This is a genomic window from Bradyrhizobium ferriligni (assembly GCF_056837965.1).
Window position 1 is genome coordinate 16,084 of record NZ_JBXEJO010000066.1, and the last position, 23,820, is coordinate 39,903.

The following is a 23,820-nucleotide window of genomic DNA, read 5'->3' on the forward strand; positions in this document are numbered from 1 at the left end:
GGCTTCGCTCGAAAACGCTCTAAGGTTCACGAAAAGCCGCCGGTCGTATTGTCGCATACATAAATTTAATTCTGGCCCCCACTCCTTGCGCCACAAACCCAGTCCTACATCCCGGACGCACCGATTCGATCGGCGCAATGGAGAACGCCATGACACCGCAAGAACGCCAACTGATCGACGATCTCTTCGACCGGCTCGCCAAGCTGGAGAATGCCCCGCGCGACGGCGAGGCCATGTCCGCGATCGTGCAGGGCCTGCGCGGCGCGCCGAATGCGGTCTACGCGCTGGTGCAGACCGCGCTGGTTCAGGACGAGGCGCTGAAGCGCGCCCATGACCGGATCCAGGAACTCGAGGCTGCGGTCGGCCAGCAGCAGGGAGCCCAGCAGCAGGGCGGCGGTTTCCTCGATTCGATGCGCGATGCGATCTTCGGCGGACAGGGCCAGCAGCATGGTTCGGTGCCGCCGGTGCGGGCGCCCGACATGGGCGGCCGCGATCCGGGCGGCCGCCCGGTCTGGAACTCGGGCCAGGCGATGCAGCAGGCCGGCGGCGGCTATGGCCAGCCTTACGGCCAGCCCGCGCAACCCTACGGCCAGGGCTATGGCGGCCCGCAGCCGCCGGCCTTCGGCGGCGGCGCTCCCGGTGGCGGCGGCGGTTCGTTCCTCGGCACCGCAGCGGCGGCCGCGGCCGGCGTGGTCGGCGGCGGACTGTTGCTCTCCAGCATCCGTGGCATGATGGGTGGCGGCAGCCACCAGTCGATGGCCGATGCCGGCGGCCTCGGCGGCGGGTCGCGTCCTTGGGGCGGCGACCAGTCGTCGAGCGACTTGGCGCGTGACGCCGGGATCAACGATGTCGGCTCCAACCGCGACAGCGGCTCGCGCGCCGGCGCGTTTGACCAGGCGCAGGCCGACCGGGACAGTGACGATGATCAAGATGCCGACGACTTCGACAATGATGACGACGGCTTCGATGGCGGCGGCGACGGTGACGACAGCAACTACGCGTAAACGCGATCGCTGAAACGACAACGGCCGCTCCAATCGAGCGGCCGTTTTGATTCCGTCGTCCCGGCGAAAGCCGGGACCCATAACCACAACCGTGCGGGATTTGACACGGCTGGGGCTACAGCTTCTCTCAGTAACAACCGCCTGTGGTTATGGATCCCGGCTTTCGCCGGGACGACACCATGTTTGGGGTAGCTGCTTCAAAACCAACCTCACATCACGACGACCTTGGCCCCGACATTGACGCGGCCGTAGAGGTCGATGACGTCCTCGTTGCGCATCCGGATGCAGCCGGACGAGACGTTGGTGCCGATCGTCCAGGGCTCGTTGGAGCCGTGGATGCGGTAGAGCGAGGAGCCGAGATACATCGCGCGGGCGCCGAGCGGATTCTCCGGGCCGCCTTCCATGTGCCGCGGCAGGTCGGGACGGCGCGCCAGCATTTCCGGCGGTGGCGTCCAGGCCGGCCACTCCTTCTTCGCGGAGATCGTCTTCACGCCGGCCCAGGTGAAGCCGGGCCGGCCGACGCCGATGCCGTAGCGCAGCGCGCGGCCGTCGCCCTGCACCAGATAGAGAAACTTGTTCGGCGTATCGACGACGATGGTGCCGGCGCCTTCCTTGCCGGAATAGTCGACCAGCTGCTTTTCGTATCTCGGATCGAACGGACGCTGCGCCGGATCGCCCGCGGCCTCCTCCTGCTGCCGGAGCATCTGCTGCTGCGGATCCATCGGCGGCAGCTGACGGTTGCCGTAATAGCCGGGCTGCTGCTGATACATCGGCTGCGGCGAATAACCCTGCGACGACGGCGCATCGCCGAACAGGAATTCGATGAAGCCGCCGCCCATGTTGGAGCGCTGCGGCTGCACATAGGCGGTGCGCATCGGCGGCTGCGGAGCGCCGCCCTGATTGGCATAGATGACGGCGGGCCCGGCGGGCGCTGCCGCGTCGATCGCCATGGCGTGATGGGGAACGGCAATAAGAGAAGACGCGCCGGCGAGCAGCGCAAGCGTGGTTTTCCTGAACATCGACGTACTCTGTACTGGTTTCGTCGTGACGTGATGCGCGAGGGCGCCGACTTTGCGCCGTTGCACGTGGTCAATAGGCAATGAAAACCGCATCGGTTTGGTAAACAGATCGGCCGTTTCGATTCACCACGCCAGCAATGCAGCGCGGTTTTCCGTGACAGCGTTTATTTTGCGTGAACGGTGAAGCGACATGGTTAATCGCCGGTATCGCCGCGCTTGCGCGCTATCCGCGCAAACAGTTCCGGCGTGAACCTGACGTTAAATCCGCTCTGTCTAGAACGGACTTCAGTGAAGGGGCGGGAATGAAAATCATGTCAGTGAAGCGGAAGCGTTTTCGTGTCGAGCAGGCGATGGGCGAGGTTGTGATGCCGGAGCAGGATGTTTCCAGCGGCGCCGATCTCGGTCCGATGCATCGCGAGATCATGGCCGAGCTTCGCTCGATCCGCGCCCAGATGGCCGCAGCACCGGCACAGCGCACCGGCGACAGCGTCGATGCCGCGGTCGCCCGCGAAGTCGCCGAGACCCACGCGCTGCTCGAGACCTACCGTGCGCAGGTCGAACAGTGCGAGAAGCTCAAGGTCGAGCTCGACCTGATCCACGACGCGATCAGCCGCACCAAGCGCGAGATCGCCGTGCTGCACGGCAAGAGCTTCAACGGCGAGGAGATGGCCAAGGTCAATGGCGAGCTCGGCGCCGTGGTCGGCGGCACCGAACAGGCGACCCAGCAGATCCTCGAGGCGGTGGAGGCGATCGACCAGGCCGCGAGCGCGCTCGCGAACAACGTCACGCCCGACCAGCAGAAGCGGCTCAGCGAAGATATTCAGGAGCGCGTGGTCTCGATCTTCGAGGCCTGCAACTTCCAGGACCTCACCGGCCAGCGCATCAGCAAGGTGATGCAGACGATGAAGTTCATCGAACAGCACATCAACGAGATGATGAACATCTGGGGCGGCGTCGACGCGATCAAGACCCACGTCCCTGCGATCGTCGACACCCGCGAGGGCGATGCCCGCCTGCTCAACGGCCCGAAGCTCGACGGCGACGCCGGCCACGCCTCGCAGGACGACATCGACGCGATGTTCAACTGAGCTTTGTCTGATCAGACGAAAAACGCCGGCCCGAGGGCCGGCGTTTTTTGTTTGAAGCATGGCTCAGCACGGCGTCAAGCGGGTATCATCCGCAAGACCGCTCCGTGGCGTGCATGATCGTCACCTAATGTCTCATGCGAAGACTTGAGGGCCTTTGACATGGATCAAGCCTTGTCGAGGCGAGCGAGAACCGAGGCAGAGCCGCTCTCGACCGCATGCAGTTTGTGCCAATGCTGCAGTTGGAAATTGACTGGTAGATCCGGCGTCGCTGACGCATAATGTGCATGAGGGAAATTCGTCATGCGCATGCCGGGAGCCAACATTGGGTGCCGGTTGCATCGGACTTCCGGAGTGAATCCGGTCGCCCCCGAACGGGGATTTGTGCGTCCGCTCACCACGCAGTCACAATTCTGCAGCCGCTCGCTGCGCGCATCTCAAGAACTCAGGCTCGCTGTTCGCAGACGCTGCGTGAGCACCATACCGTCCTTGACGCCGTGACGGTCAGCGGCGGGCTCAATTCATTCGCGCGCATTGCGCCTTGTTGTCACTGATTGGGGTGGAGCCACTGGAGTACTCAACGCTGGAGATTGAACATGACGCAAAGAATTGTCAGAAGTACTGCAATTGCATTCTCGACTTTCGCCTGTGCGACACTGTTCTCCATCACCTGGTCTGAGCAGGGCGGCATTTCGGCTTCGGTCGAAAGCGCCCAGGCGCGTGTGGGCCGACCGCTGACGCCCGTGAGCGTCGCGGGCGTTGCGCGTCGTCAAACCCGGCGCGCCGCGTACGGATACGGGGTTGGCGCGGGTGTCGCCGCTACGGCAGCCGTCGCCGCAGCGGCCGCTACCGCGCCGGCCTATGCCGGCTGGGGCACAAACGATTGGACCAATTCGTATGCCGCCCAGACGGATCCCTACTTTGGCCGGCCCTACTATCCGGCACGAGCCTACCAAAGGATCAGTCCGTATTACGGATACGCCGGATGGACGGAGTACAAGGCAGCCAATGGCATCGGCTGCGAGCCTGGCACGATGACCAAGATGGCTGACGGCCGCATGTACGTCTGTCAGTGACGTCGGCGCCGGCGCAACGGCATCGCAGAGGGCGGCTCAACGAGCCGCCCTCTTTCATGATGAAGCAGATCGATCTCACGCTACGACAAGTCGCGCCCGGCCTTGATTTACGTCAAGGTCACCTATCCCTTGCCGCTGACGATAGCTTGCGCCGCATCCGAAGCGGCGCGATCACCTTTCGGTTCGCCTGCGATGAGGAGGATCACCATGCATCGGACGAACATTCCTTCGATCAAGTCCGTGACGGCTGCGGGAATTGCGACCAGCCTCATGTTGGGGTTTGCAGCTGTCGCTCTCACGCCAGCGCCGGCCAAGGCCGTGGTTTACTGCACGTATGTCGGTTACCCGCAGGGTTGCGTCGCGAGGGCGGGCGTCGTGCTCAGGCCTCGTCCGGTGGCGCGCGCCGCGGTCCGTCACAATGCGGGCGGCAATTTGAATGGCGGCGTCAATCGGGTTGGCGTGCGGCGATAAGACCGTCGTTTGCGGGTCTCCTTCCCTTCTCCCCTTGCGGGAGAAGGTGGCGCGGATGCAATCCGCGCCGGATGAGGGGTTGTCGCCGCCTACTCAAATCTCGAAAGGGTCACTCGCGGAGGGAGACCCCTCACCCGGATTGCATCTGACGATGCGATCCGACCTCTCCCACAAGGGGAGAGGTGCGCCCCGATGCGGCGCTATCTCATGCTGAAGTAGCTCGCCACTACGCCCTCGGGGCGCAGCGGACATAGACCATGTTGCCGTAGCGGACCCCGGCGTCCTTGTCGACGAAGCGGGTGATCATGACGCGGCCGTCGAACGAGACGATCTCGCGGTCCTGCTCGCCGGGCGTCGGTCCTGGCGGGCCGATATAGTTCTTGCCGCTCGGGGAACCTTTCAGCCGCAGTTCCTGCGGGGTGGCCTGGTCGGCCAGATGCATGATGACGCCGCCGTTCTGGCCGGCGCCGATCACGTAAGGCTGCTTGCACTGGCCGCGCGCGGCGGCCTCGGTGCGGGCGCGGTCAGCGGGATTCTGGAACGAGGCGAGACCCCAGCGGCCGACGATCTCGTCGGCGCGGATGCTTGCGGGCATTTCGGGGGCTACGCCCGGCTCGGCTGGCGCCGGCTCAGGGTTCGACGACAACGACGGCAGGCTCATGCTGCCGCACGCCCCCAAGAGTGTCGTCAGCGCCGAAACAGCCGCGAACCGTGCGACCAATCGCGCGTTGAGTGACCTGATCATATGCATCCCCCGACTATGTCCCGGCCGCACCCGTCCTGCAGCCAAGCGTAAAACTTAAGGCGGAGCAATGACGTCTGACAAAATTACGTCATCGCTACGATTTGGTTTCTGGTCCACCATCCTATATTGGCCTCACCAAGGCCTTAACCCGTTTGCTTGACAGAAACTGCGCCAAGCCATATTTCCCGGCCCACAATTAGCACTCTCGCACCACGATTGCTAAGAGCGCCGGGCGTCCTGCCCAGCGCCGACCGGCCGGCATCCAACGCCGGTCCCGATGAACCGGACCTGAAACCGAGCCTCCAAGAGGGAACGTCATGGCTAAATCCACCTTCCGCCCCCTGCACGACCGCGTCGTGGTCAAGCGTATCGATGCCGAGGAGAAGTCCAAGGGCGGCATCATCATTCCCGACTCGGCCAAGGAGAAGCCGTCCCAGGGCGAGATCGTCGCCGTCGGCCCGGGTGGCCGCGACGAGGCCGGCAAGCTGATCCCGATCGACCTCAAGGTCGGCGACCGCGTGCTGTTCGGAAAATGGTCGGGCACCGAGGTCAAGCTCGACAACCAGGAACTCCTGATCATGAAGGAGTCCGACATCATGGGCGTACTGGCGTAACGCCTTGGACTCCGAGGGCCGCCGCGCCCTCCGCTGTCATGCCCGGGCAGAAGCGCGTCTTCGCGCTAGATGACCCGGGCATCCATCAATCTTCTGAAGCGATGGATTGCCGGGTCAAGCCCGGCAATGACGAGAAAAACGAGCGACAAGCAATCCACAGACATTCCAGGAGTTCAAATCAATGGCTGCCAAGGACGTAAAATTCGCCGGAGAGGCCCGCGACCGCATGCTGCGCGGTGTCGACGTGCTCGCCAACGCCGTGAAGGTGACGCTCGGCCCGAAGGGCCGCAACGTCGTCATCGAGAAGAGCTTCGGCGCTCCCCGCATCACCAAGGACGGCGTCACCGTCGCCAAGGAGATCGAGCTCGACGACAAGTTCGAGAACATGGGTGCGCAGATGCTGCGCGAGGTCGCTTCCAAGACCAACGACACCGCCGGTGACGGCACCACCACCGCGACCGTACTGGCGCAGGCCATCGTCCGCGAGGGCGCCAAGTCGGTCGCCGCCGGCATGAACCCGATGGACCTGAAGCGCGGCATTGACACCGCGGTCGCGGCCGTGATCAAGGACATCGAGAAGCGCGCCAAGCCGGTCGCCTCCTCGTCCGAAGTCGCCCAGGTCGGCACCATCTCGGCCAATGGCGATGCCGCGATCGGCAAGATGATCGCGCAGGCGATGCAGAAGGTCGGCAACGAGGGCGTGATCACCGTCGAGGAGAACAAGTCGCTCGAGACCGAGGTCGACATCGTCGAGGGCATGAAGTTCGACCGCGGCTACCTCAGCCCCTACTTCATCACCAACGCCGAGAAGATGACCGCCGAGCTCGAGGATGCCTACATCCTGCTGCACGAGAAGAAGCTGTCCGGCCTGCAGTCCATGCTGCCGGTGCTGGAAGCCGTGGTGCAGTCGGGCCGTCCGCTCCTGATCCTCGCCGAGGACGTCGAGGGCGAGGCGCTGGCGACCCTGGTCGTCAACCGCCTGCGCGGCGGGCTCAAGGTCGCCGCCGTTAAGGCGCCGGGCTTCGGCGATCGCCGCAAGGCGATGCTGGAGGACATCGCGATCCTGACCGGCGGTCAGCTGATCTCCGACGACCTCGGCATGAAGCTCGAGAGCGTCACGATCAACATGCTCGGCCGCGCCGGCAAGATCGTGATCGACAAGGAAAACACCACGATCGTCAAGGGCGCCGGCAAGAAGAAGGACATCGACGCCCGCGTTGGCCAGATCAAGGCGCAGATCGAGGAGACCACCTCGGACTACGACCGTGAGAAGCTGCAGGAGCGCCTCGCCAAGCTCGCCGGCGGCGTTGCCGTCATCAAGGTCGGCGGTGCGACCGAGGTCGAGGTCAAGGAGAAGAAGGACCGTGTCGAGGACGCGCTGAACGCGACCCGCGCCGCGGTGCAGGAAGGCATCGTGCCGGGCGGCGGCGTCGCGCTGCTGCGCGCCAAGAAGGCGGTCGGCCGGCTCACCAACCCGAATGCCGACGTCCAGGCCGGCATCAACATCGTGCTCAAGGCGCTCGAAGCTCCGGTCCGCCAGATCTCGGAGAACGCCGGTGTCGAGGGCTCGATCGTGGTCGGCAAGATCCTCGAGAACAAGTCGGAGACCTTCGGCTTCGACGCCCAGACCGAGGACTATGTCGACATGGTCGACAAGGGCATCATCGACCCCGCCAAGGTGGTGCGCACCGCCTTGCAGGACGCCTCGTCCGTGGCCGGCCTGCTCGTGACCACCGAAGCCATGGTCGCCGAACTGCCGAAGGACGCGGCGCCGGCAATGCCGGGCGGCGGCGGCATGGGTGGAATGGGCGGCATGGGCGGCTTCTAAGCTTCCCACATCCCCATCGAGATCGAAGGCCGCCTCCGGGCGGCCTTCTTTTTTGCGATTTGATCACGATCAGGATGCAAGGATCATCGCATGTCCCGCGACGCCAAATCACTGACGTCAACGCTCGTGCTGTTCTACGCGATCGGCACGTTGCTCGCGGTCGGCGCCTATGCCCTGGACAGCATCGATGATCTTGCGGTCGTCTTGACGTTCTGGCTCAAGCAAACGCTGACGTTCGTCGTTCTCGGCGCGGGCTATGGGCTCTATTACGTCATTTCCGGTTCTGCCGGTCATCGTCCAAAAGCGCCGCTGCGATTTCTGGACATATCGTTTCTGGCCGCTGCTGCCACGCTTGGGGTTGGCATGCTGGTGCACAGCTGACCGATCCTTGACGCGACGGCCTGACAGTCCGTTACGCGACGCACACGCCCGGGATCGCCACCTTCTGGAACAAATGCGGCGAGGCCACCGCCGAGGCGGGATAGGCCGAGAGCTTGGCCCTGAACTCGGGGTTCATGAACGCGGCGCGGAAGGCGGCGGTGGATTCCCAGACCGCGTAGTTCAGATAGGCCGGGCTCTCGCCGATCGCGCGATGCAGCTGGGTCGAGATGAAGCCGGGCTGCCGCTTCATGATGGCGGCGTCGTCCTGCCAGGCCTTGAGAAACGTGTCCTCGTCGGCCGCATCGAGCGTGAAGAGGTTGACGAGCACGACGTTGGTGGCATCGACCGCGAGCTGGCGGTCGATCGGGAAAGCGGGGTCCAGGGGACGCATCTGCGGCATGGTTGGCTCCGTTCCATATGGTGTTATGATGTCATTTCGTTATGATGGATACATATAGAAATTGACATTATGATGTCAATACGTTTGTATGGTGACGAATGCCGAATGCAAAACGAACGCCGGCGGGCGAAGCGCTGAGCACCCTGATTCCCGACCTGTTCAGGCTCAACAGCCTGCTGTTCACATCAGGCGACCGGCTGGTGGCCGGGCTCGGGCTGACCAGCGCACGCTGGCAGATCCTCGGTGCCATCGTCGCCGCCGAGCGCCCGCAGCCGGTCGCATGGCTGGCGCGCGACCTCGGCGCCGCCAGACAGAACGTGCAGCGGATCGTCAACGATCTCGAGCGGGACGGGCTCGTCGCCTTCGAAACCAACCCGCATCACCGCCGCGCCCAGCTCGTCGTGCTGACCGCCAAGGGGCGGCAAAGCTTCGACGCGGCCATGCGCCTGCAGCTGCCCTGGGTGAACAGCCTCGCCGACGGGCTGTCGATGAAGGACCTCGAGACCGTCGGCCGCGTCGTGACGGTGCTGCGCGGCCGGCTGGAGAGCGGCCAGGAACCTGACGAACGCACATGACCGCGATCGCGGCGCGAGGCCGCCGTTAGGCGGCCTTCTTTTTTGGCCAATGACATAGAGGTTTGCTAGTTACGACGGAACCGATTCTGCCCTTCGAGGACTTATCGTATGCGCGCGCTCCCGCTCCTGCTGCTCGGTCTTGCCGTCGCCTCGGCGCCTGCTCTCGCCCAGATGAAGCTGCAATCGAAGGCGGCGCCCGCCAGTGGCCCCGAGACACGCTATTTCACCTCGATCGACGGCCTGATGGACGGCAATGCCGACGTCGTGCTGAAGGAAACCCGCCAGGGCAAGACCGTGACCGCGGCCGTGCTCGACGTCTGCTATCCCGCCGACAAGAGCTCCGACCGCAAGGACCGCTTCGTCGCCAACCTGACCGTCAGCGGCCAGACGCTTTCCGGCACCACCCAGAGCGTCGCCGACAAGCAGCCGGTCACCGTCAAGCTGAATCGCAAGCAGAGCGGCGACGGCTTTGAGTTCCGCGGCCAGATCACGATCGGCCAGACCGTGACCGAGGTCGCCTCGACCGACAATTCCGATCTCAGCGAGAAGGAATTCCAGGACAACCAGGCCACCGAGGACGGCATCACGCCGCAGCCGAAGGATTTCACCGACGTTTCGCCGGAATCGATCGGTGTGCGGGTGAAGCTCGATGCGGCGGCGGATTTCCTCAAGAGCCTGAAGGGCGAGGCCGTCGAAATCGGCACCTCCAGCCTCGCGGTGACCTGCGATGCGATGCGCTCCGGCGAGCAGACGATCAACCTCACCGTCGATCCCGAGCACGCCGGCGCGCTGCTCGCCAAGGCAAAATCGGCGCCCGGCGTGACCGCGGCCGGCTGGACCAGCGGCGTCGTCGAGATGGACCGCACCATCCGCTTTGCCGCCGCCGACTGGACCAGCGGCGACAAGATCAACAAGGATAAGCTGGCATCCGCGATTGCGGGCGTGCTGGCGAAGACGCTTGCCGCAAAGCCCGCCTCGGCGACGTGGAATGCGAACACCGGCAAGCTCAAGCTGGTGCTGAAGCGGCCCAGCACGATTTACCCGGCACTCGGCCTCACCCAGAATTACGAGGTCACTGCCCTGGTCTCGCCCGACAAGCCCGGAAGCTCTGACCGGCTGATACTGTGGGTCTCGAGCCCCACCGTCTCGACATCGGACGACAGCGCCGGCGCCAAGCTGAATCTGTCTGACGATTCCAACAACGACGAGGAAGGCAGCGAGACCAGGGACGACAACGGCGCGATCGAAGCGCTGATCAAGGAGTTCAAGGGCCAGCGCTGGGACGCCGACAAGTCGGTGTGGCGGTAAGCCGCCGCTCTCCTGATTCAGGCCGCCCGCGTCTTCATCGGCACGACGTTGTCGCGCACCGTCTTCGGGGTGGTGTCCGGACCGGACTGAAGCATGCCGTCGCTCCTGACGAACAATTCAGAACGAGGCTCGATCGCAGCGCGATCGAGTAGCGCCCGCAGCTCGGGACGAAGTCCGTCGCCGCGCAGCGCGGCGATCGCATCGAAGTTGCGCATGATGTTCTCCCGTGTGATCGCGAAGATGGTCTCGCGTTCGCGTTCCGCGAACCACCCGCTTCCCGATTCCGCGACGACGATCGAGAAGCGGTGCTAAGCGCCATATCGACACAGCGGAATCTTGCTTGCACGCCGACCGAGCGCCCGATCTGAAATCGGGTGGCACGACACACGCCTCCAAATGTTCACTGCGCGCATCGACAGAACGCCGGCCGCGATACCGGCAACGCGCAAATGGAGACGAAGAGATGTCAGAGGAAAACAAGGACGTCGTCGGCCGGTGGTTCAAGGAGTTCTGGGGCAACCCCTGGAATCCGCGCATCATCAACGAGCTCGCAACGGCAGACATTGTCGTGCATTACCCGATGCACGAACCGAAGAAGGGCCGCGCCGCGGTCATGAAGTTCATGACCGAATTTCGCGCAGCCTTTCCGGATCTCAATTTCTGGGGCGTCGGAGATCTCGTCGCGGAAGGCGATCTCGTCGTCGGCCGCTGGGAAGGCGGCGGCACGCACACGGGACCTGCGTTCAGCGACTTCCGGCTCGGCTCGCTGCCGGCGGCCTCCGGCCGCAAGATGACGTTCGCCGGCACCACCGTGCTGCGCGTGCAGGACGGACGGATCGCCGAGGAGCTCGGACAGGAAGATGCGATCACCGCCATGCTTCAGCTCGGCCTCATCCGCCTGCCCGAACACGAAGGCGCCGCGGCCCGGCTGGGCGGCGAACTGCCCGCCGGCTGGAACAACATGCCGGGATATCCGGAGGGGCCACGCTGAACACGGCCGGAGTGCATGGCTCCATCGACGATCGCATCATCACTACCCGAACGCGCTTGATGCGTGTTCGGGTAACGCAATCGATCGGTGCGGTGAACTTGAAGATCTCTAAGCCGTAAGCTTGCTGGAGGCATTCCAATGTTACTGCGCCGGCATCTGATCTCCCGATGCAATGCCGGCGCAGTCTCTCCGCGGCGCTCGGCGTCAAGAAGGGAAGATCAGGCACGTCGTCGTGCCGTGGGCCAGCAGCCGGCCCTGCTCGTCGGTGACCCTGCCTTCGGCGGTGCCGATGCGACGGCCGCAATTGAGCACCTGGCCCTCGGCCCTGATCGGGCCGGTGTCGGGCGTGATCGGACGCACCAGCGAGATCTTGAACTCGAGCGTGGTCTGGCTCGTGCCGGCATCGAGCGTCGACTGCACCGCAAGCCCCATGCAGCTGTCGAGCAGCGTCGCGGTGAGGCCGCCATGCACGGTGCCCGCCGGATTGAGATGCGCGTCGGTCGGCACCAGCGTGACGACGACGCGGCCGTGCTCGGCCTCGGCGACGTCATAACCAAGTGTCCGCGCGATGGTGTTGAGCGGCAATGCGCCGCTGGCGAGGCCCTGCACGAATGCGAGGCCGCTCATCTCAAGTTTCTGTTCCGCACTGACGGTGCCGTAGCTCTTGGCCATTACCGATCTCCATCGGGGTTCGTTGCATCGTGACGGCTGGCCGCTTGCGCCGCAGCGACGCGGCGGAGCGGCCGTAGAGTTTTGCGAATGCGGCATTCATGCGCCGCGCGCTCGAGAAGCCGGCGTGCTGCGCCACCAACGCAAGCGGCAGCTCGCTGCCGTCGATCAGGCGCTTGGCGCGCTGCACGCGCAGCGACAGCGCGACCTGGAGCGGCGAGGCATCGAGATGCTCGGCGAACAGACGCGACAGATGCCGCGCGCCGACGCCGAGCCGCCCCGCCAGCGCTTCGACATTGCCGCGGTCGAGCGCGCCCGCCTCGATCAGCGCCAAGGCGCGCTCGACGGTGGTCCTGGTGCCCTTCCACGCCGGGCAGAACGGCGCCGCCTCGGGACGGCAGCGCAGGCAGGGCCTGTAACCGGCGCGCTCGGCCGACGCGGCGCTGCCATAGAACCGTACATTGCGCGCGAGCGGCGTGCGCGCCCGGCAGACCGGGCGGCAATACACGCCGGTGGTCTTGACTGCCACGAACACGATGCCGTCCCAGGCCGGGTCGCGGCGCTGAAAGGCTGCATATTGTGCGGCGAAATCGAGCATGCGACCGCTATAGCCCCGCCCGCGCGCCGCGACGACCCGCTTTGCGGAGACGACGTCCGGAAACGACCGCTGCAGGCAGAAGAAACCCGTGCATCTACGGGGCCTGCGACCAAAAGACTTCGTGCTGCCGCAGTTCGGTCACCGAAAATTAAGGCTCGATTTAGTTTCGAGGATCATGCTTCGCGCCATCGAACACAGGTCACGTCATGCAAGACCGCGAGCCGATCAGCGCTGCGAGCATCTGGCCGACAGATGTGCCGGAGGGTCATTCGCCGGCACAGACGGCGGACCTCTGGGATGTCACCGGCGAGAATCACGACGCCGCCCTGCTGCTGCGGGAGCCGTTTGCCGACCGCATCGGCACCGCGCTGCTGGCGGCGACGGCACTGGCCGCGAGCTTCGTGCTGGGATGGACCGGCGGAGCCAACTGGCACGACCTTGCAGCTCCCGCCCCGGTGCCGATGGCCCAGAAGGAAGCGCCGGCCCCGCACATTGCGGAGGTGACGCCGAGCCGAAAGAACGAGGGCCCGCGCCGGGCCGCGTCCAACGCCGACCCCGTCGTCACCGGCAGCATTCCGAGGACCACGCCGGCCGGCCCGCGCCCGCTCGCCCTGGGCGCCGCGCCGACGACCTTGAATGCACAGGCCGCCGCATTGGGGCCGAAGCAGCCGCAGGCGGCGGCGCCGGAAACGCGGCCGAGCACGATCCCCGGATGGTCGGTGATCGAAGTCCGCGACGGCACCGCCGTGCTCGAGGGGCCCGAGGGCGTCAAGATGGCCGCGCGCGGCGACGTCGTCCCCGGCCTCGGACGGGTCGATTCCATCGTGCGCTGGGGCAACCGCTGGATCGTCGCCACCGCAAGCGGACTGATCGCAACGCCCTAAGCGTTTTGCCTTGACGCGTTTTCTTGACGCGAACCGGCGTCCATTTCGCTCGAAACGCTTTAGTTGCTGTTGATCACGAAACGCAGCGACTTGCTGCCGGTGAAGGTTACTTCGTCACCGTGCCGCCGCCAGCCCGTCATGTCGCCGAGCGCCGCCAGCAGATCCTTGTCCGCCTGCGCCCGCTCCGGCGTGCAGGTGCGATTCTCCATCGCGCCGGGAACGAAGACGATGGTGTTGCCGGCCACCGAAAACTGGCCCTTGCCGCCGTCGCACCACAGCTCGAGGATCACCTCGCCATTGTCGCCGACCTCGATCGAGGGAATCCGCTTGGAGCCCGGCATGCGCGCGGCATCGAGCGTCATCACGAAGCCGAACGGGAACTCGTCCTGGGCCCGCGCCGGACCCGCGCCGAGAGCCGCGGCAACCAGCGCCAACGCGGCGATGCCGCCGCTCAAACTTCGCCTCATCGAAATCATGCCAATCCTCGAAATGCGACGCGCAACTGCGGGCCCCTTCTATGGGAGCAGAACGCGATTGGCCAGATTGGCAACGCCGGAAAATGTGCTTGAAAAGCAAATCCCCGCGAGCTGTCCGCTCGCGGGGATTCCTGGTTCGACGGACGCGTCGCGGCGCTATTTCAGCACCAGCAACGTGAACGGATAGACATAGGCCTGCAGGGTCACGAACAGGCCGACCAGACACGCCAGCACGATCGAGTGCAGAAACACGTAGCGCAGGATCGAGCCCTCGTGGCCGTACCAGTTGGTCGCGGTCGAGGCGACCACGATCGATTGCGCGTCGATCATCTTGCCCATCACGCCGCCCGAGGAGTTCGCCGCCGCCATCAGGATCGGCGACAGGCCGAGCTGCTCGGAGGTGATCTTCTGCAGATTGCCGAACAGCACGTTCGATGCCGTATCCGATCCGGTCAGCGCCACGCCCAGCCAGCCGAGCAAGGTGCCGAAGAAGGGATAGAGCACGCCGGTCGCCGCGAAGGCGAGGCCGAGCGTCGCGTCGACGCCGGACAGCCGGGTCAGCGTGCCGATCGCCAGCATCGCCGAGATCGTGATCAGCGAGATCGCGCAGAGGCGGATGGTGCGGCCATACTCGGCGATCAGCTTGAGCGGCGAGAAGCCCATCAACAGACCCGAGATGATCGCGGCGATCAGCATGCCGGTGCCGGTGAACGACAGATAGGTGAAGCCGAACACGGCGCCTTCCGGAGTCGGCTTGGCAGCCACCGGGGGCACCTTGAAGATCAGCTTGTCGAGCTCGGGGACCGGATAGTTCCAGACGAAGTTGGCGTTCGCCCAGGTCTTGAAGGCACCGTTGCCCCAGATCAGCATCAGGATGCAGACGATGATCCACGGCAGCAGCGCGCTCCACATTTCGCCCTGGGTCAGCGGCGTCTTGTCGAGCGGCGGTGCGGCGGCCATCGTCGCCGCCGATTCATCGCGGCCGCGCAGCGCCGGCGACAGCCACAGCTGCCGCGGCTGCCAGACCTTCAGGAACAGGATCAGGGCGCCCATCGAGATCAGCGAGGCGCCGATGTCGACGATCCAGGGATTGATGTAGTTCGAGATCACGAATTGCGGGACCGCAAACGACACGCCGGTGACCAGGATCGCCGGCCACACCTCCTTCATGCCGCGCCAGCCGGCAAACGCCCACACCACCCAGAACGGCACGATCAGCGAGAACAGCGGCAACTGCCGGCCGACCATCGCGCCGAGGATGTAGGGGTCGAGCCCGGTGACCGAGGCGAGGCCCTGGATCGGCGTGCCGAGCGCACCGTAGGCAACGGGTGCCGTGTTGGCGATCAGCGACAGGCCGGACGCGGCGAGCGGCGAGAAGCCGAGCCCGATCAGCACCGCGCCGGTGATCGCGACCGGCGTGCCGAACCCGGAGGCGCCCTCGAAGAAGGCGCCGAACGAGAACGCGATCAACAGCAGCTGCAACCGCCGGTCCTCGGTGACGCCGCCGACCGCGCGCTTGAGCAGCTCGAACTTCCCGCACCTCACCGTGACCTGGTAAAGGAAGATGACGTTGAGCACGATCCAGCCGATCGGGAAGAACCCGGTGATCACGCCGAGCAGGGTGGCGCGGATCGACATGTTGGCCGGCATGGTGAAGACGAAGATCGTGATCAGGTTGGTCACGATCACGGCGATGATGGCGGCAATGTGCGCCTTCACCTTGCCGCTGGCGATCAGGACCAGCAGCGTGACCACGGGAATGGCGGCCGCAACCGTCGACAGCGCCGCGTTGCCCAGCGGATTGTAGATTTGATTCCAGGTGTTCATCTCGGGATCCTTCCCACATTTTTATGCAGCGCGCCGGCCTGCATGCGGGCAGGCGCGACTGGTGCGATTGCGGGAGTCCGTCGGAAAATCTGCAGCCCCGGCTCGCGAATGAACGATCGGTAAGGATCGCTCACATCCTCGCGAAAAATCGAAGGTCCCCCGCCCCTCGCCGTTGTCCTCATGCTAGGGTTGACTCGATTGCCGGGACAAGCCAACGCTTGCATGCCAGACCTACGACTTTAGTCGAGGATCACCCGGATTGTTCCGATTCTTCAGGCCTTTGCGGCCCCTTCCCCGGAGACGATAATCTGTGAACAACATTCGCTCGACGCTCGCGACCGTGTGGCGGATCGCCTCGCCTTATTTCAGCTCCGAGGACAAATGGGCGGGCCGCGGGTTGCTTGCCGCGGTGATCGCGATCGAACTCGCGATCGTCGGCATCAACGTCCTGCTCACGCAGTGGAACAACCGCTTCTACAACGCGCTGCAGGAACGCAATTGGGACTCCTTCGTCAGCGAGATCATCTATTTCTCCGTCCTGGTCGCCTTCTTCATCCTGCTGGCGGTCTACCAGCTCTACCTCAATCAATGGCTGCAGATCCGCTGGCGGCAATGGATGACGACGCACTATCTCGGTGACTGGCTGCGCCAGGCCAATCACTATCGGATGCAGCTGCAGGGCGACGCTGCCGACAACCCCGACCAGCGCATGACCGACGACGTCAAGCTGTTCGTCGATCGCACGCTCACGCTCGGCCTCGGCCTCTTGAGCTCGGTCGTCACGCTGGCGTCCTTTCTCACACTGCTGTGGGGTCTTTCCAATGAGGCACCGCTGCATTTGTTCGGTACGGAATATTCAGTTCCCGGCTACCTTGTCTGGTGCGCGCTGATCTATTCGGCGCTCGGCACCGTGCTGACCCATCTGATCGGCTGGCCGCTGGTCGGCATCGATTTCAAGCAGCAGCAATATGAAGCCGATTTCCGCTTCAACCTGGTGCGCGTACGGGAGAACTCCGAGCAGATCGCGCTGCTGCGGGGCGAACCGGCCGAGCGCGAGCGCCTCCGCGTGCGCTTCGGACGCGTGGTGGAGAACTGGATCGCCCTGATGAACCGGACCAAGAAGATCACGGCGTTCACGGCGAGCTATAATCAGGCCTCGGTGATCTTCCCCTATGTGCTGGTGGCGCCGGCCTACTTTGCGCAAAAGATCCAGCTCGGCGGCATGATGCAGACCGCATCGGCGTTTTCGAACGTCCAGGGCGCGTTCTCGTACTTCGTCACCATCTATCGTCAACTGGCCGAATGGCAGGCCGTGGTGAACCGCCTCGATGGATTCGAGGCAGGGATCGCGACGGCATCGAACCTTGCCAAGCGCGATGATCGAATTCATGTCACGGCGACGCCGGGCGGCGGCGCCGTCAGCCTGCAGGACCTGGTGCTGCGGCTGCCCGACGGAACGCCGCTGCTGAACGCGGACCGGTTCGACTTCCGCAAGGGCGAGCGCACGCTGATGACCGGCCCCTCCGGCGCCGGCAAGTCGACGCTGTTCCGCGCCGTGGCCGGCATCTGGCCGTTCGGCGATGGCGCGGTCGAGATCCCGGCCAATGCCAGCCTGATGATGCTGCCGCAACGTCCCTATCTGCCGATCGGCTCGCTGCATGACGCCGTCGTCTATCCGGGCGAGGCCACGCAATTCGATGCAGGACGGGTCCGCGAGGTCCTCACTGCCGTCGGACTGCCGCAGCTTGCGGCGCGGCTCGAGGAACAGGCGCACTGGAACCGGATGCTGTCGCTCGGCGAGCAGCAGCGGCTCGGCATCGCGCGGGCGCTGCTGCATGCGCCGCAATTCCTGTTCCTGGACGAGGCGACGGCCTCGCTCGACGAACCGGCGGAGGCCGCGCTGTACAGGCTGATCGCCGAGAAGCTGCCCGACACGACGGTGGTGTCGATCGGCCACCGCTCGACGCTCGATGCCTTCCACCAGCGCAATGTCACGCTGGTCCGCGACGGCGACCGCTTCACCCTGCGCGAGGCGGTCAAGGTCGCCGCGTCGTAGGCGAACGAATTTGGATCGAAGCGGTCCGACCGTGGACTCGATTCACCTCTCCCCCCTCCCCGTCGGGGAGAGGTGAAGTCCGGCGGCTCAAGCTAACTTCATTCATGCCTTGGCGGCTCGACGGCGATGCGGCCACCGCAGGCCGTGTAAAACAAAAAGGGCGGCAGATTGCTCTGCCGCCCCTCGATCTCCGGAAGGAGAGATTACTTCAAGTTGGACATCGCGGTCAGGTCGACCGAGAGCTTGGCGATGCCGGCCGCGCCGCACCAGTTGGAGCCCGTGCCGCCCGGATTGATCGGGGTCACGTTGGTATTGCCGCCCGCGGTAAAGTCGCTGGTGAAGGCGCTGCAATCACCCTTCGACATGTCGGTGTCGGAGTAGCGCAGATCGAGCGTGAACACCTTGTAGGTGAAGCCGATGCCGATGTTCCAGGTGTTGTAGTCGGCATACTTGATGCCGTTCGGGAAGGCCGGAACGCCGTAGAAGCTGTCCGAGGTGCCGAGCCACTGCCGGCCGAACTCACCCGACACATACATGCCGACGCCGCTGGAACCGAACACGGTGCTGGGCGCGGTGTACTTGCCGATGATCGACGAGTAGTTGCCCCAGGCGCCGGTGTTGAGGAAATTCGGCGAGTAGTACTCGTTGATGGTGAACGCCCAGTTGTCGTTAATGGTCCAGGTCGCCTTGCCGTAGACTTCGAAGAACGAGACGTCCTTCTTCATCACGTTGAAATTGGTCAGAGTGTTCGCCTGGCATTCTGCGCTCAGCGGATTGCCCGCGAAGTCGGCCACGGCACCGCCGCCATAATAGCAGGTTCCGCCCGGATACAGATAACCCCAGACACCGATGTCGAAGGCGAAGGCGCCGAAGGTCGGGCGGATACCGCCGTAGACGTCCACTTCAGCCGCGGCGCGGTTGGCGAAGGAGATGCTCTCGGTCGACGTACCGACGTAGAGCTGCAGGTCCTTGCTGACGTTGTAGCGCGGCTCGAAATAGGCGGTGACCGACGGATTGTGGTTGGACTGGGTGACGCCGCGGAAGATGTAGTCGCTCATGATGCCAGCGCCAAAGGCGATGTCCCACGGGTCGAACGGAGCCGGCGGCGGCGCCTTGACGGCCTTCACCGCCATGTCAGCTGCCATTGCCGAGCTCGAAATCATTGCTAGCGCCGTTGCTAACAAAGCCAGTTTCTTCATGACGATCCCCATCTAACTTTTCCAGACAGCCCAGCTCCGGTGGCCCCCCAGGGCGCGCGCTAACGGACTGCAACTAAATCGCGTGGATCAATCTGAGGCCCGTGCACGGTACCGTGAAGCCAAAAAGACATGCATGTGCCGCCTTTTTAGGCGTTCTAGCCATCTTGCCGCATGTTGATTTGCGGGTGTTGCATTTGCACCACAAGACTGCTGCTCCCGCACCGGTTGAACGGATCATCCGGAGAGGGAAACGGCAACAGTCGGCCCGGCGCGAGAGCATCGGCGCGAATCGCCGTGCCCGCAAAAGCACGGATTGTCATCGCACCTACGGAAGAAGCCGCAGCGTGGTGCGCTGCGGCTTCGATCAGTTGAACTTCGGCAATGTGGCGGCGGCTTAGTGGTGCTCGCCTCCGTCGGCTGAGCCGGCAATCCAGCCCGGCGCCGGTTCGTGGCTCGGTGTGGCCCAGCTCGGAGCCGGCTGCGGCTCGGGCGCTGGCGGTGCCGCGACCGGAGCGGCCGGCTTCGGCGCGGCAGCCTTCTTCGGAGCAGCGGCCTTCTTCGGCGCGCTCTTCTTGGCGGCGGCTTTCTTGGCGGCTTTCTTGGCGGCCTTCTTCGGCGCAGCTTTCTTTGCAGCTTTCTTTGCCGTTTTCTTTGCAGCTTTCTTGGCCGACTTCTTCGCCGATTTCTTTGCAGTCTTCCTGGCGGATTTCTTCGCAGCCTTCTTGGCCGACTTCTTCTTCGCCGCTACCACCTTCTTGGCCTTTTTGGCCTTCTTGCTTTTCTTCGCCTTCTTCGACTTCGCCATCGTGGTCCTCCTGTTGCCGCTATCTGAGTCCACCGGGCGCATTGAAGTGATCGCTTGCCGGACGTTGGCTGCACCTCGAGGAGAGGCACTCTCCACTTCGCTTGTCGGGCATGATGGCCGCGCGATCGCTTCGCGTCTGTGGCAAGGAAGCGCCGGTCCTTCACGCTGCGTCAGGGCAAGGCTGAGGTCCGGATCATGCTCGAGTGGCAGTCGATCAATTCAATCCTGGCCGGGGACCTCCTGTCGCCCAATCGAGAAGCTCAATCGTGTGCACCACAGGAACTGACGTACCGCCGGCAATCTGAACCATGCAGCCAATATTGCCCGCAGCGATCATGTCCGGTTTGACAAGCGCAATATTGGCGACCTTGCGATCGCGCAATCTGCTCGCAATGTCGGGCTGGAGAATGTTGTAGGTCCCCGCCGAACCGCAACACAAATGGCTCTCGGGCACATCTTTCACCACGAATCCATTCTTGGAAAGCAATTCTTTCGGAAGTTGAGTGATTTTCTGTCCATGCTGCAACGAACAAGCGGAGTGATAGGCGACGGTGACGTCGCCTTTCTGCGTTGAAGGCGCGAGCTCGAGAGCCGAGAGATACTCGGTGATATCCTTTGCCAGCGCGGAGATTCGCTTGGCCGGCTCGGCGAACGTTTTGTCCTCGCGCAGCAGATAGCCGTAGTCTTTGACAACTGTCCCACAGCCCGAGGTCGTCACCAGGATGGCGTCGAGCCCGTTCTGGTCCGCTTCCCTTTGCCACACTGTGATGTTGGCCCGCGCGCGCGCCAGCGCGTCGCCGTCCTGTCCCATGTGATGGGTCAACGCGCCGCAGCATTGCTCGTCCTTGACCAGCACCACCTCGACGCCGTGCCGGGTCAGGACATTGATCGCGGCCTGATTGATGCGTGGCGCCAGCACCTGCTGGGCGCAGCCCTGCAGCAGCGCGACCCGGCCGCGCCGCCGGCCGATCGGCGCAAACACGGTTCCCGCAGCCGGCCCCGGCTGCGGCAGGCCGCGTGGCGCGAGCGCCAGCATCGCCTTGATCCGCCGCAGCAGACCCGGGCTCGACGCACCGACCGATGGCGTCGGCAGCAATGCGGCGAACGGACGGGCGAGCCCGGCCAGGATCATGCTGATCCGGAACAGGCCCGGCCGCGGCAGCACGAGGGCGAGCACCGACCGCAGCAGCCGCTCGGTCAGCGGTCTCCGGTAATCCCGCTCGATCCGGACCCGGGCCTGGTCGACGAGGTGCATGTAGTTCACGCCCGACGGACAGGTGGTCATGCAGGCGAGGCACGACAGGCAGCGGTCGATATGCTTGACCACGTCGGCCGTCGGCGGCTTGTCCTTCTCCAGCATCTCCTTGATCAGGTAGATGCGGCCGCGCGGGCTGTCGAGTTCGTCACCGAGCAGCACATAGGTCGGGCAGGTCGCGGTGCAGAAGCCGCAATGCACGCAGGCGCGTAGGATCTTGTCGGCTTCCTTGATGTCGGGATCGGCGAGCTGCGCCAGGGAAAACTCGGTCTTCATGCAGCCCCGCCTCGCATCATCCGGCCGCGGTTGAGGACGGACCTCGGATCGAAGCTCGCCCGGACCCGTTCACCGAGCGCGGCAAGCCCGGCCGCCTGCGGCTGGAACACATCGACCGCCCGGCGTACATCCTCGGTGGCGCGGATCAGGGTGGCGTGTCCGCCGATCGCCTCGACCTGGCCGCGGACCAGCGTGGCCTGGGCATCGGCGCCCGGCGGCACCGCGGCCCAGATCAGCCCGCCGCCCCAGTCGTAGATCACGTCGCCGCCGGTGGCGCGCGACAACGCCTGGCCCAGCGCACCGCCAGAGGCCGGCGGGCAAACGATGCGCCACACCGGCCAGGCCCCGAGCGCGCCGTTCGCCGCGAACGGCGCCACGTCGCGCAGCGCGCTCCAGATTGCGGCCGACGCATCATCGGCGAGGCTGTCGACCGTGCCATAAGCCGAGAGTGTCTGGCTCAGCGAGGCCGCCCGGTGTGCCGCCGACGCCGAAATCCCCTCGAGCCGCACCAGCGTGACCGGCTGGCCGGAGGCGAGGCCGGCGAGCGCACCGCCCCCGGACCGCAACGCCGAACCCGGCAGATGCGCGGCGCCCGAGACGTCGAAGGGCGAGCCCAGCGCCGCCGTCATCGCCTTGTTGGCGGTGACGTCGTCGAGCCCGCGCAGCACCAGCGTCCGCTCGGCTTCCGGCTTCGGCATGACCTTGAGCGTCACCTCGCTCATGACCGCGAGCGTGCCCCAGGAGCCGGTCAGCAGCTTGCAGAGGTCGTAGCCGGTGACGTTCTTCACCACCCGCCCGCCGGTCTTGAAGCTGTCGCCGAACCCGGACACTGCGTGCGCCCCGAGCAGATGATCCCTGATACCGCCGGCCTTGATGCGGCGGGGACCGGCCAGTCCGGCGCCGATCATGCCGCCGATCGTGCCGGCGCCCGCGGTGCCGAGCAGCACAGACGTGTCCATCGGCTCGAAGGCGAATTGCTGGTTCTTGGCGTCGATCAGGGATTGCACGTCGGCGAGCGGCGCGCCGGCCTGCACGGTGATGATCAGTTCGTTCGGCTCGTAGGAACTGACCGCATTCAGCGCCGAGACGTCGAGCAGCGCATTGGTCGCCATCGGATGGCCGATGGCGCGCTTCGAGCCATGTCCAATGACCTCAAGTGGCTGCTCGCCGGCGACCGCCGCGCGCACCACCTCTTCGACGTCTTTTGCGTCTCTGACCTTGACCGTATCCACGTCCTAGCCGGTAACCAAATTTAGCTCCGAAATCAAATGCGCGCCGAACGAACGTCTGAATGCCGCAAGCCGACCTTGTAATCCCGAGGGAAGGGCCCGGCGGCGGGGGCTTGCCGCCAATCCGGCAGGCGTGGAAACCGCGGCCAGGCCGCGCTACTCGGAACGTCCCGCCAGCTCAAAAATTCGCCGCGCCAGAAGAGTTTGGCCCGAGAGCTCGAAGGGCTCATCACCCCTGTAGGCGCTCCACCGGCCATCCCTCCATCCGAGCGCCAACGCCTTGACCCGATCGAAGAAGCTGACCCGGCCTGATTTGACCCCCTGCTTGAGCGTATCCGGCATGGTCGACCAGATCAGCTCACACTCGGCATTGCGCTCGATGCGTTCGATTGCCTCGACGGATCGGTCTTGATCGTTCCATATATGGCTGGCTCGCATCGCCGGCCCGATCCTGTCGGTCCAGCGGAACGCGCGCTGCTCCCGTTCGGCGTATCCGTGGCGTGCGAGCCACTTCATCGCCGTCGCGTATCCAGGTGGCGGTTCGAACCAGTCACGCTGGTCCGACAGAACGTCCCGGCTGTAGCCCCCACAGGCGATGGCGACAAAGGACTGCACGATTTGCGCGATACGCGGGTCGCCGTCGCAGATCGAGGCGGCGAGGAAATCCGGCATCTCCGCCGCATTCATCGAAAACACGGCTCTCGTCCCGGCGTCGTCCGCTCCGACCGGCTCGACATGCATCACGCCGACGTCGAGCAGCGCCTGCTCGGCGGCTACCCAGTCGCTCGGGCAGGTGCGCGCGATGAAGCCGCCTTTCTGGCCGACACCATCGGAGCCGGGTCCGGCGAAGAACGCGCAGAGGCTGGCCGCCAGATGGCCGCACATGCGCCCTTCGAGGCTTCCGATCTCCGTGACCCTGACCATGCCAGAACTGTACCACCGACGGCTTAAGCCGTCGTTAGCCCGCGAACGACAGGAGCGCGATGCTTCCATGTGTTGCGGCGTGGCAAGCGCCGATGTCGGGAAAATCCCGTCGTGCGGTCCCTGCT

26 protein-coding genes are annotated in these 23,820 nt (G+C 64.9%); 12 read left to right on the forward strand and 14 right to left on the reverse strand.

Annotated features, from left to right (window positions below; genetic code table 11):
- Positions 1–149 precede the first annotated feature (149 nt).
- A complete protein-coding gene (locus AC1VNY_RS31725; protein WP_482408118.1) occupies positions 150–1,004 on the forward strand; it encodes a DUF2076 domain-containing protein in 855 nt (284 codons plus the stop codon).
- Between the two features lie 209 nt (positions 1,005–1,213).
- On the opposite strand, the gene AC1VNY_RS31730 is transcribed toward AC1VNY_RS31725, so the two are convergent.
- Complete coding sequence (locus AC1VNY_RS31730; RefSeq protein WP_482408119.1) at positions 1,214–2,023, reverse strand: L,D-transpeptidase; 810 nt, start codon at positions 2,021–2,023, stop codon at positions 1,214–1,216.
- A gap of 311 nt (positions 2,024–2,334) precedes the next feature.
- On the opposite strand from AC1VNY_RS31730, the gene AC1VNY_RS31735 reads away from it, so the two are divergent.
- The gene (locus AC1VNY_RS31735; RefSeq protein WP_482408120.1) at positions 2,335–3,111 is read left to right on the forward strand and encodes a protein phosphatase CheZ; all 777 of its coding nucleotides are present in this window, start codon (positions 2,335–2,337) and stop codon (positions 3,109–3,111) included.
- Positions 3,112–3,704: 593 nt separating this feature from the next.
- Positions 3,705–4,184, forward strand: a complete 480-nt coding sequence (locus AC1VNY_RS31740) for a hypothetical protein (protein WP_482408121.1) — start codon at positions 3,705–3,707, stop codon at positions 4,182–4,184.
- 122 nt (positions 4,185–4,306) lie between these two features.
- Here the strand turns inward: AC1VNY_RS31740 and AC1VNY_RS31745 are convergent, their stop codons facing one another.
- Positions 4,307–4,456 (reverse strand): hypothetical protein, encoded by a 150-nt coding sequence (locus AC1VNY_RS31745; protein WP_482408149.1) that lies wholly within the window; start codon positions 4,454–4,456, stop codon positions 4,307–4,309.
- On the opposite strand from AC1VNY_RS31745, the gene AC1VNY_RS31750 reads away from it, so the two are divergent.
- A complete protein-coding gene (locus tag AC1VNY_RS31750) occupies positions 4,392–4,655 on the forward strand; it encodes a hypothetical protein (RefSeq protein WP_482408122.1) in 264 nt (87 codons plus the stop codon). The two genes, AC1VNY_RS31745 and AC1VNY_RS31750, sit on opposite strands and share 65 nt — an antisense overlap.
- Positions 4,656–4,881: 226 nt before the next feature.
- On the opposite strand, the gene AC1VNY_RS31755 is transcribed toward AC1VNY_RS31750, so the two are convergent.
- Positions 4,882–5,400 (reverse strand): hypothetical protein, encoded by a 519-nt coding sequence (locus AC1VNY_RS31755; RefSeq protein WP_028341094.1) that lies wholly within the window; start codon positions 5,398–5,400, stop codon positions 4,882–4,884.
- Positions 5,401–5,717: 317 nt separating this feature from the next.
- Between AC1VNY_RS31755 and AC1VNY_RS31760 the strand changes: the two genes are divergently transcribed.
- The 3 genes from AC1VNY_RS31760 to AC1VNY_RS31770 all read left to right on the forward strand — a co-directional run bounded on the left by AC1VNY_RS31760 (position 5,718) and on the right by AC1VNY_RS31770 (position 8,223).
- Complete coding sequence (locus AC1VNY_RS31760) at positions 5,718–6,014, forward strand: co-chaperone GroES (protein ID WP_018269780.1); 297 nt, start codon at positions 5,718–5,720, stop codon at positions 6,012–6,014.
- 181 nt (positions 6,015–6,195) lie between these two features.
- Positions 6,196–7,842 carry a chaperonin GroEL gene (groL, locus tag AC1VNY_RS31765; RefSeq protein WP_038388056.1) on the forward strand — a complete coding sequence of 549 codons (1,647 nt, stop codon included), beginning with the start codon at positions 6,196–6,198 and terminating at the stop codon, positions 7,840–7,842.
- Positions 7,843–7,932: 90 nt separating this feature from the next.
- Complete coding sequence (locus AC1VNY_RS31770) at positions 7,933–8,223, forward strand: hypothetical protein (RefSeq protein WP_304498747.1); 291 nt, start codon at positions 7,933–7,935, stop codon at positions 8,221–8,223.
- Between the two features lie 31 nt (positions 8,224–8,254).
- On the opposite strand, the gene AC1VNY_RS31775 is transcribed toward AC1VNY_RS31770, so the two are convergent.
- Positions 8,255–8,623, reverse strand: coding sequence for an antibiotic biosynthesis monooxygenase family protein (locus tag AC1VNY_RS31775; RefSeq protein WP_482408123.1), 369 nt, complete (start codon positions 8,621–8,623; stop codon positions 8,255–8,257).
- A 98-nt stretch (positions 8,624–8,721) separates the two neighbouring features.
- Between AC1VNY_RS31775 and AC1VNY_RS31780 the strand changes: the two genes are divergently transcribed.
- Positions 8,722–9,198, forward strand: coding sequence for a MarR family winged helix-turn-helix transcriptional regulator (locus AC1VNY_RS31780; protein WP_482408124.1), 477 nt, complete (start codon positions 8,722–8,724; stop codon positions 9,196–9,198).
- A gap of 108 nt (positions 9,199–9,306) precedes the next feature.
- Positions 9,307–10,506 carry a hypothetical protein gene (locus AC1VNY_RS31785; protein WP_482408125.1) on the forward strand — a complete coding sequence of 400 codons (1,200 nt, stop codon included), beginning with the start codon at positions 9,307–9,309 and terminating at the stop codon, positions 10,504–10,506.
- Positions 10,507–10,523: 17 nt separating this feature from the next.
- Here the strand turns inward: AC1VNY_RS31785 and AC1VNY_RS31790 are convergent, their stop codons facing one another.
- Entirely contained in the window at positions 10,524–10,721 is a 198-nt protein-coding gene (locus tag AC1VNY_RS31790; RefSeq protein WP_482408126.1) for a hypothetical protein, read from the reverse strand.
- 248 nt (positions 10,722–10,969) lie between these two features.
- Between AC1VNY_RS31790 and AC1VNY_RS31795 the strand changes: the two genes are divergently transcribed.
- Entirely contained in the window at positions 10,970–11,497 is a 528-nt protein-coding gene (locus tag AC1VNY_RS31795; protein WP_028341101.1) for an ester cyclase, read from the forward strand.
- Between the two features lie 204 nt (positions 11,498–11,701).
- On the opposite strand, the gene AC1VNY_RS31800 is transcribed toward AC1VNY_RS31795, so the two are convergent.
- The gene (locus AC1VNY_RS31800; RefSeq protein WP_482408127.1) at positions 11,702–12,169 is read right to left on the reverse strand and encodes a PaaI family thioesterase; all 468 of its coding nucleotides are present in this window, start codon (positions 12,167–12,169) and stop codon (positions 11,702–11,704) included.
- Complete coding sequence (locus tag AC1VNY_RS31805; RefSeq protein WP_482408128.1) at positions 12,126–12,764, reverse strand: bifunctional transcriptional activator/DNA repair enzyme AdaA; 639 nt, start codon at positions 12,762–12,764, stop codon at positions 12,126–12,128. The genes AC1VNY_RS31800 and AC1VNY_RS31805 overlap by 44 nt, the downstream gene beginning before the upstream one ends.
- Before the next feature lie 206 nt (positions 12,765–12,970).
- On the opposite strand from AC1VNY_RS31805, the gene AC1VNY_RS31810 reads away from it, so the two are divergent.
- Entirely contained in the window at positions 12,971–13,648 is a 678-nt protein-coding gene (locus AC1VNY_RS31810) for a hypothetical protein (protein ID WP_482408129.1), read from the forward strand.
- A 59-nt stretch (positions 13,649–13,707) separates the two neighbouring features.
- On the opposite strand, the gene AC1VNY_RS31815 is transcribed toward AC1VNY_RS31810, so the two are convergent.
- Positions 13,708–14,124, reverse strand: coding sequence for an META domain-containing protein (locus AC1VNY_RS31815; protein WP_482408130.1), 417 nt, complete (start codon positions 14,122–14,124; stop codon positions 13,708–13,710).
- A gap of 156 nt (positions 14,125–14,280) precedes the next feature.
- The gene (locus tag AC1VNY_RS31820; RefSeq protein WP_482408131.1) at positions 14,281–15,951 is read right to left on the reverse strand and encodes an L-lactate permease; all 1,671 of its coding nucleotides are present in this window, start codon (positions 15,949–15,951) and stop codon (positions 14,281–14,283) included.
- A 310-nt stretch (positions 15,952–16,261) separates the two neighbouring features.
- On the opposite strand from AC1VNY_RS31820, the gene AC1VNY_RS31825 reads away from it, so the two are divergent.
- Entirely contained in the window at positions 16,262–18,007 is a 1,746-nt protein-coding gene (locus tag AC1VNY_RS31825) for an ABC transporter ATP-binding protein/permease (RefSeq protein ID WP_482408132.1), read from the forward strand.
- A gap of 203 nt (positions 18,008–18,210) precedes the next feature.
- Here the strand turns inward: AC1VNY_RS31825 and AC1VNY_RS31830 are convergent, their stop codons facing one another.
- The 5 genes from AC1VNY_RS31830 to AC1VNY_RS31850 form a co-directional block, all read right to left on the reverse strand.
- Positions 18,211–19,206, reverse strand: coding sequence for a TorF family putative porin (locus AC1VNY_RS31830; RefSeq protein WP_026192245.1), 996 nt, complete (start codon positions 19,204–19,206; stop codon positions 18,211–18,213).
- A 394-nt stretch (positions 19,207–19,600) separates the two neighbouring features.
- Positions 19,601–20,011 (reverse strand): histone, encoded by a 411-nt coding sequence (locus tag AC1VNY_RS31835; RefSeq protein WP_482408133.1) that lies wholly within the window; start codon positions 20,009–20,011, stop codon positions 19,601–19,603.
- A gap of 214 nt (positions 20,012–20,225) precedes the next feature.
- Positions 20,226–21,542, reverse strand: a complete 1,317-nt coding sequence (gene glcF, locus AC1VNY_RS31840) for a glycolate oxidase subunit GlcF (protein ID WP_482408134.1) — start codon at positions 21,540–21,542, stop codon at positions 20,226–20,228.
- Positions 21,539–22,774, reverse strand: coding sequence for an FAD-binding protein (locus tag AC1VNY_RS31845; protein WP_482408135.1), 1,236 nt, complete (start codon positions 22,772–22,774; stop codon positions 21,539–21,541). The genes glcF and AC1VNY_RS31845 overlap by 4 nt, the downstream gene beginning before the upstream one ends.
- 153 nt (positions 22,775–22,927) lie before the next feature.
- Positions 22,928–23,656: a hypothetical protein gene (locus AC1VNY_RS31850; RefSeq protein ID WP_482408136.1), complete on the reverse strand. Its 729-nt coding sequence runs from the start codon at positions 23,654–23,656 to the stop codon at positions 22,928–22,930.
- Positions 23,657–23,820: the final 164 nt, after the last annotated feature.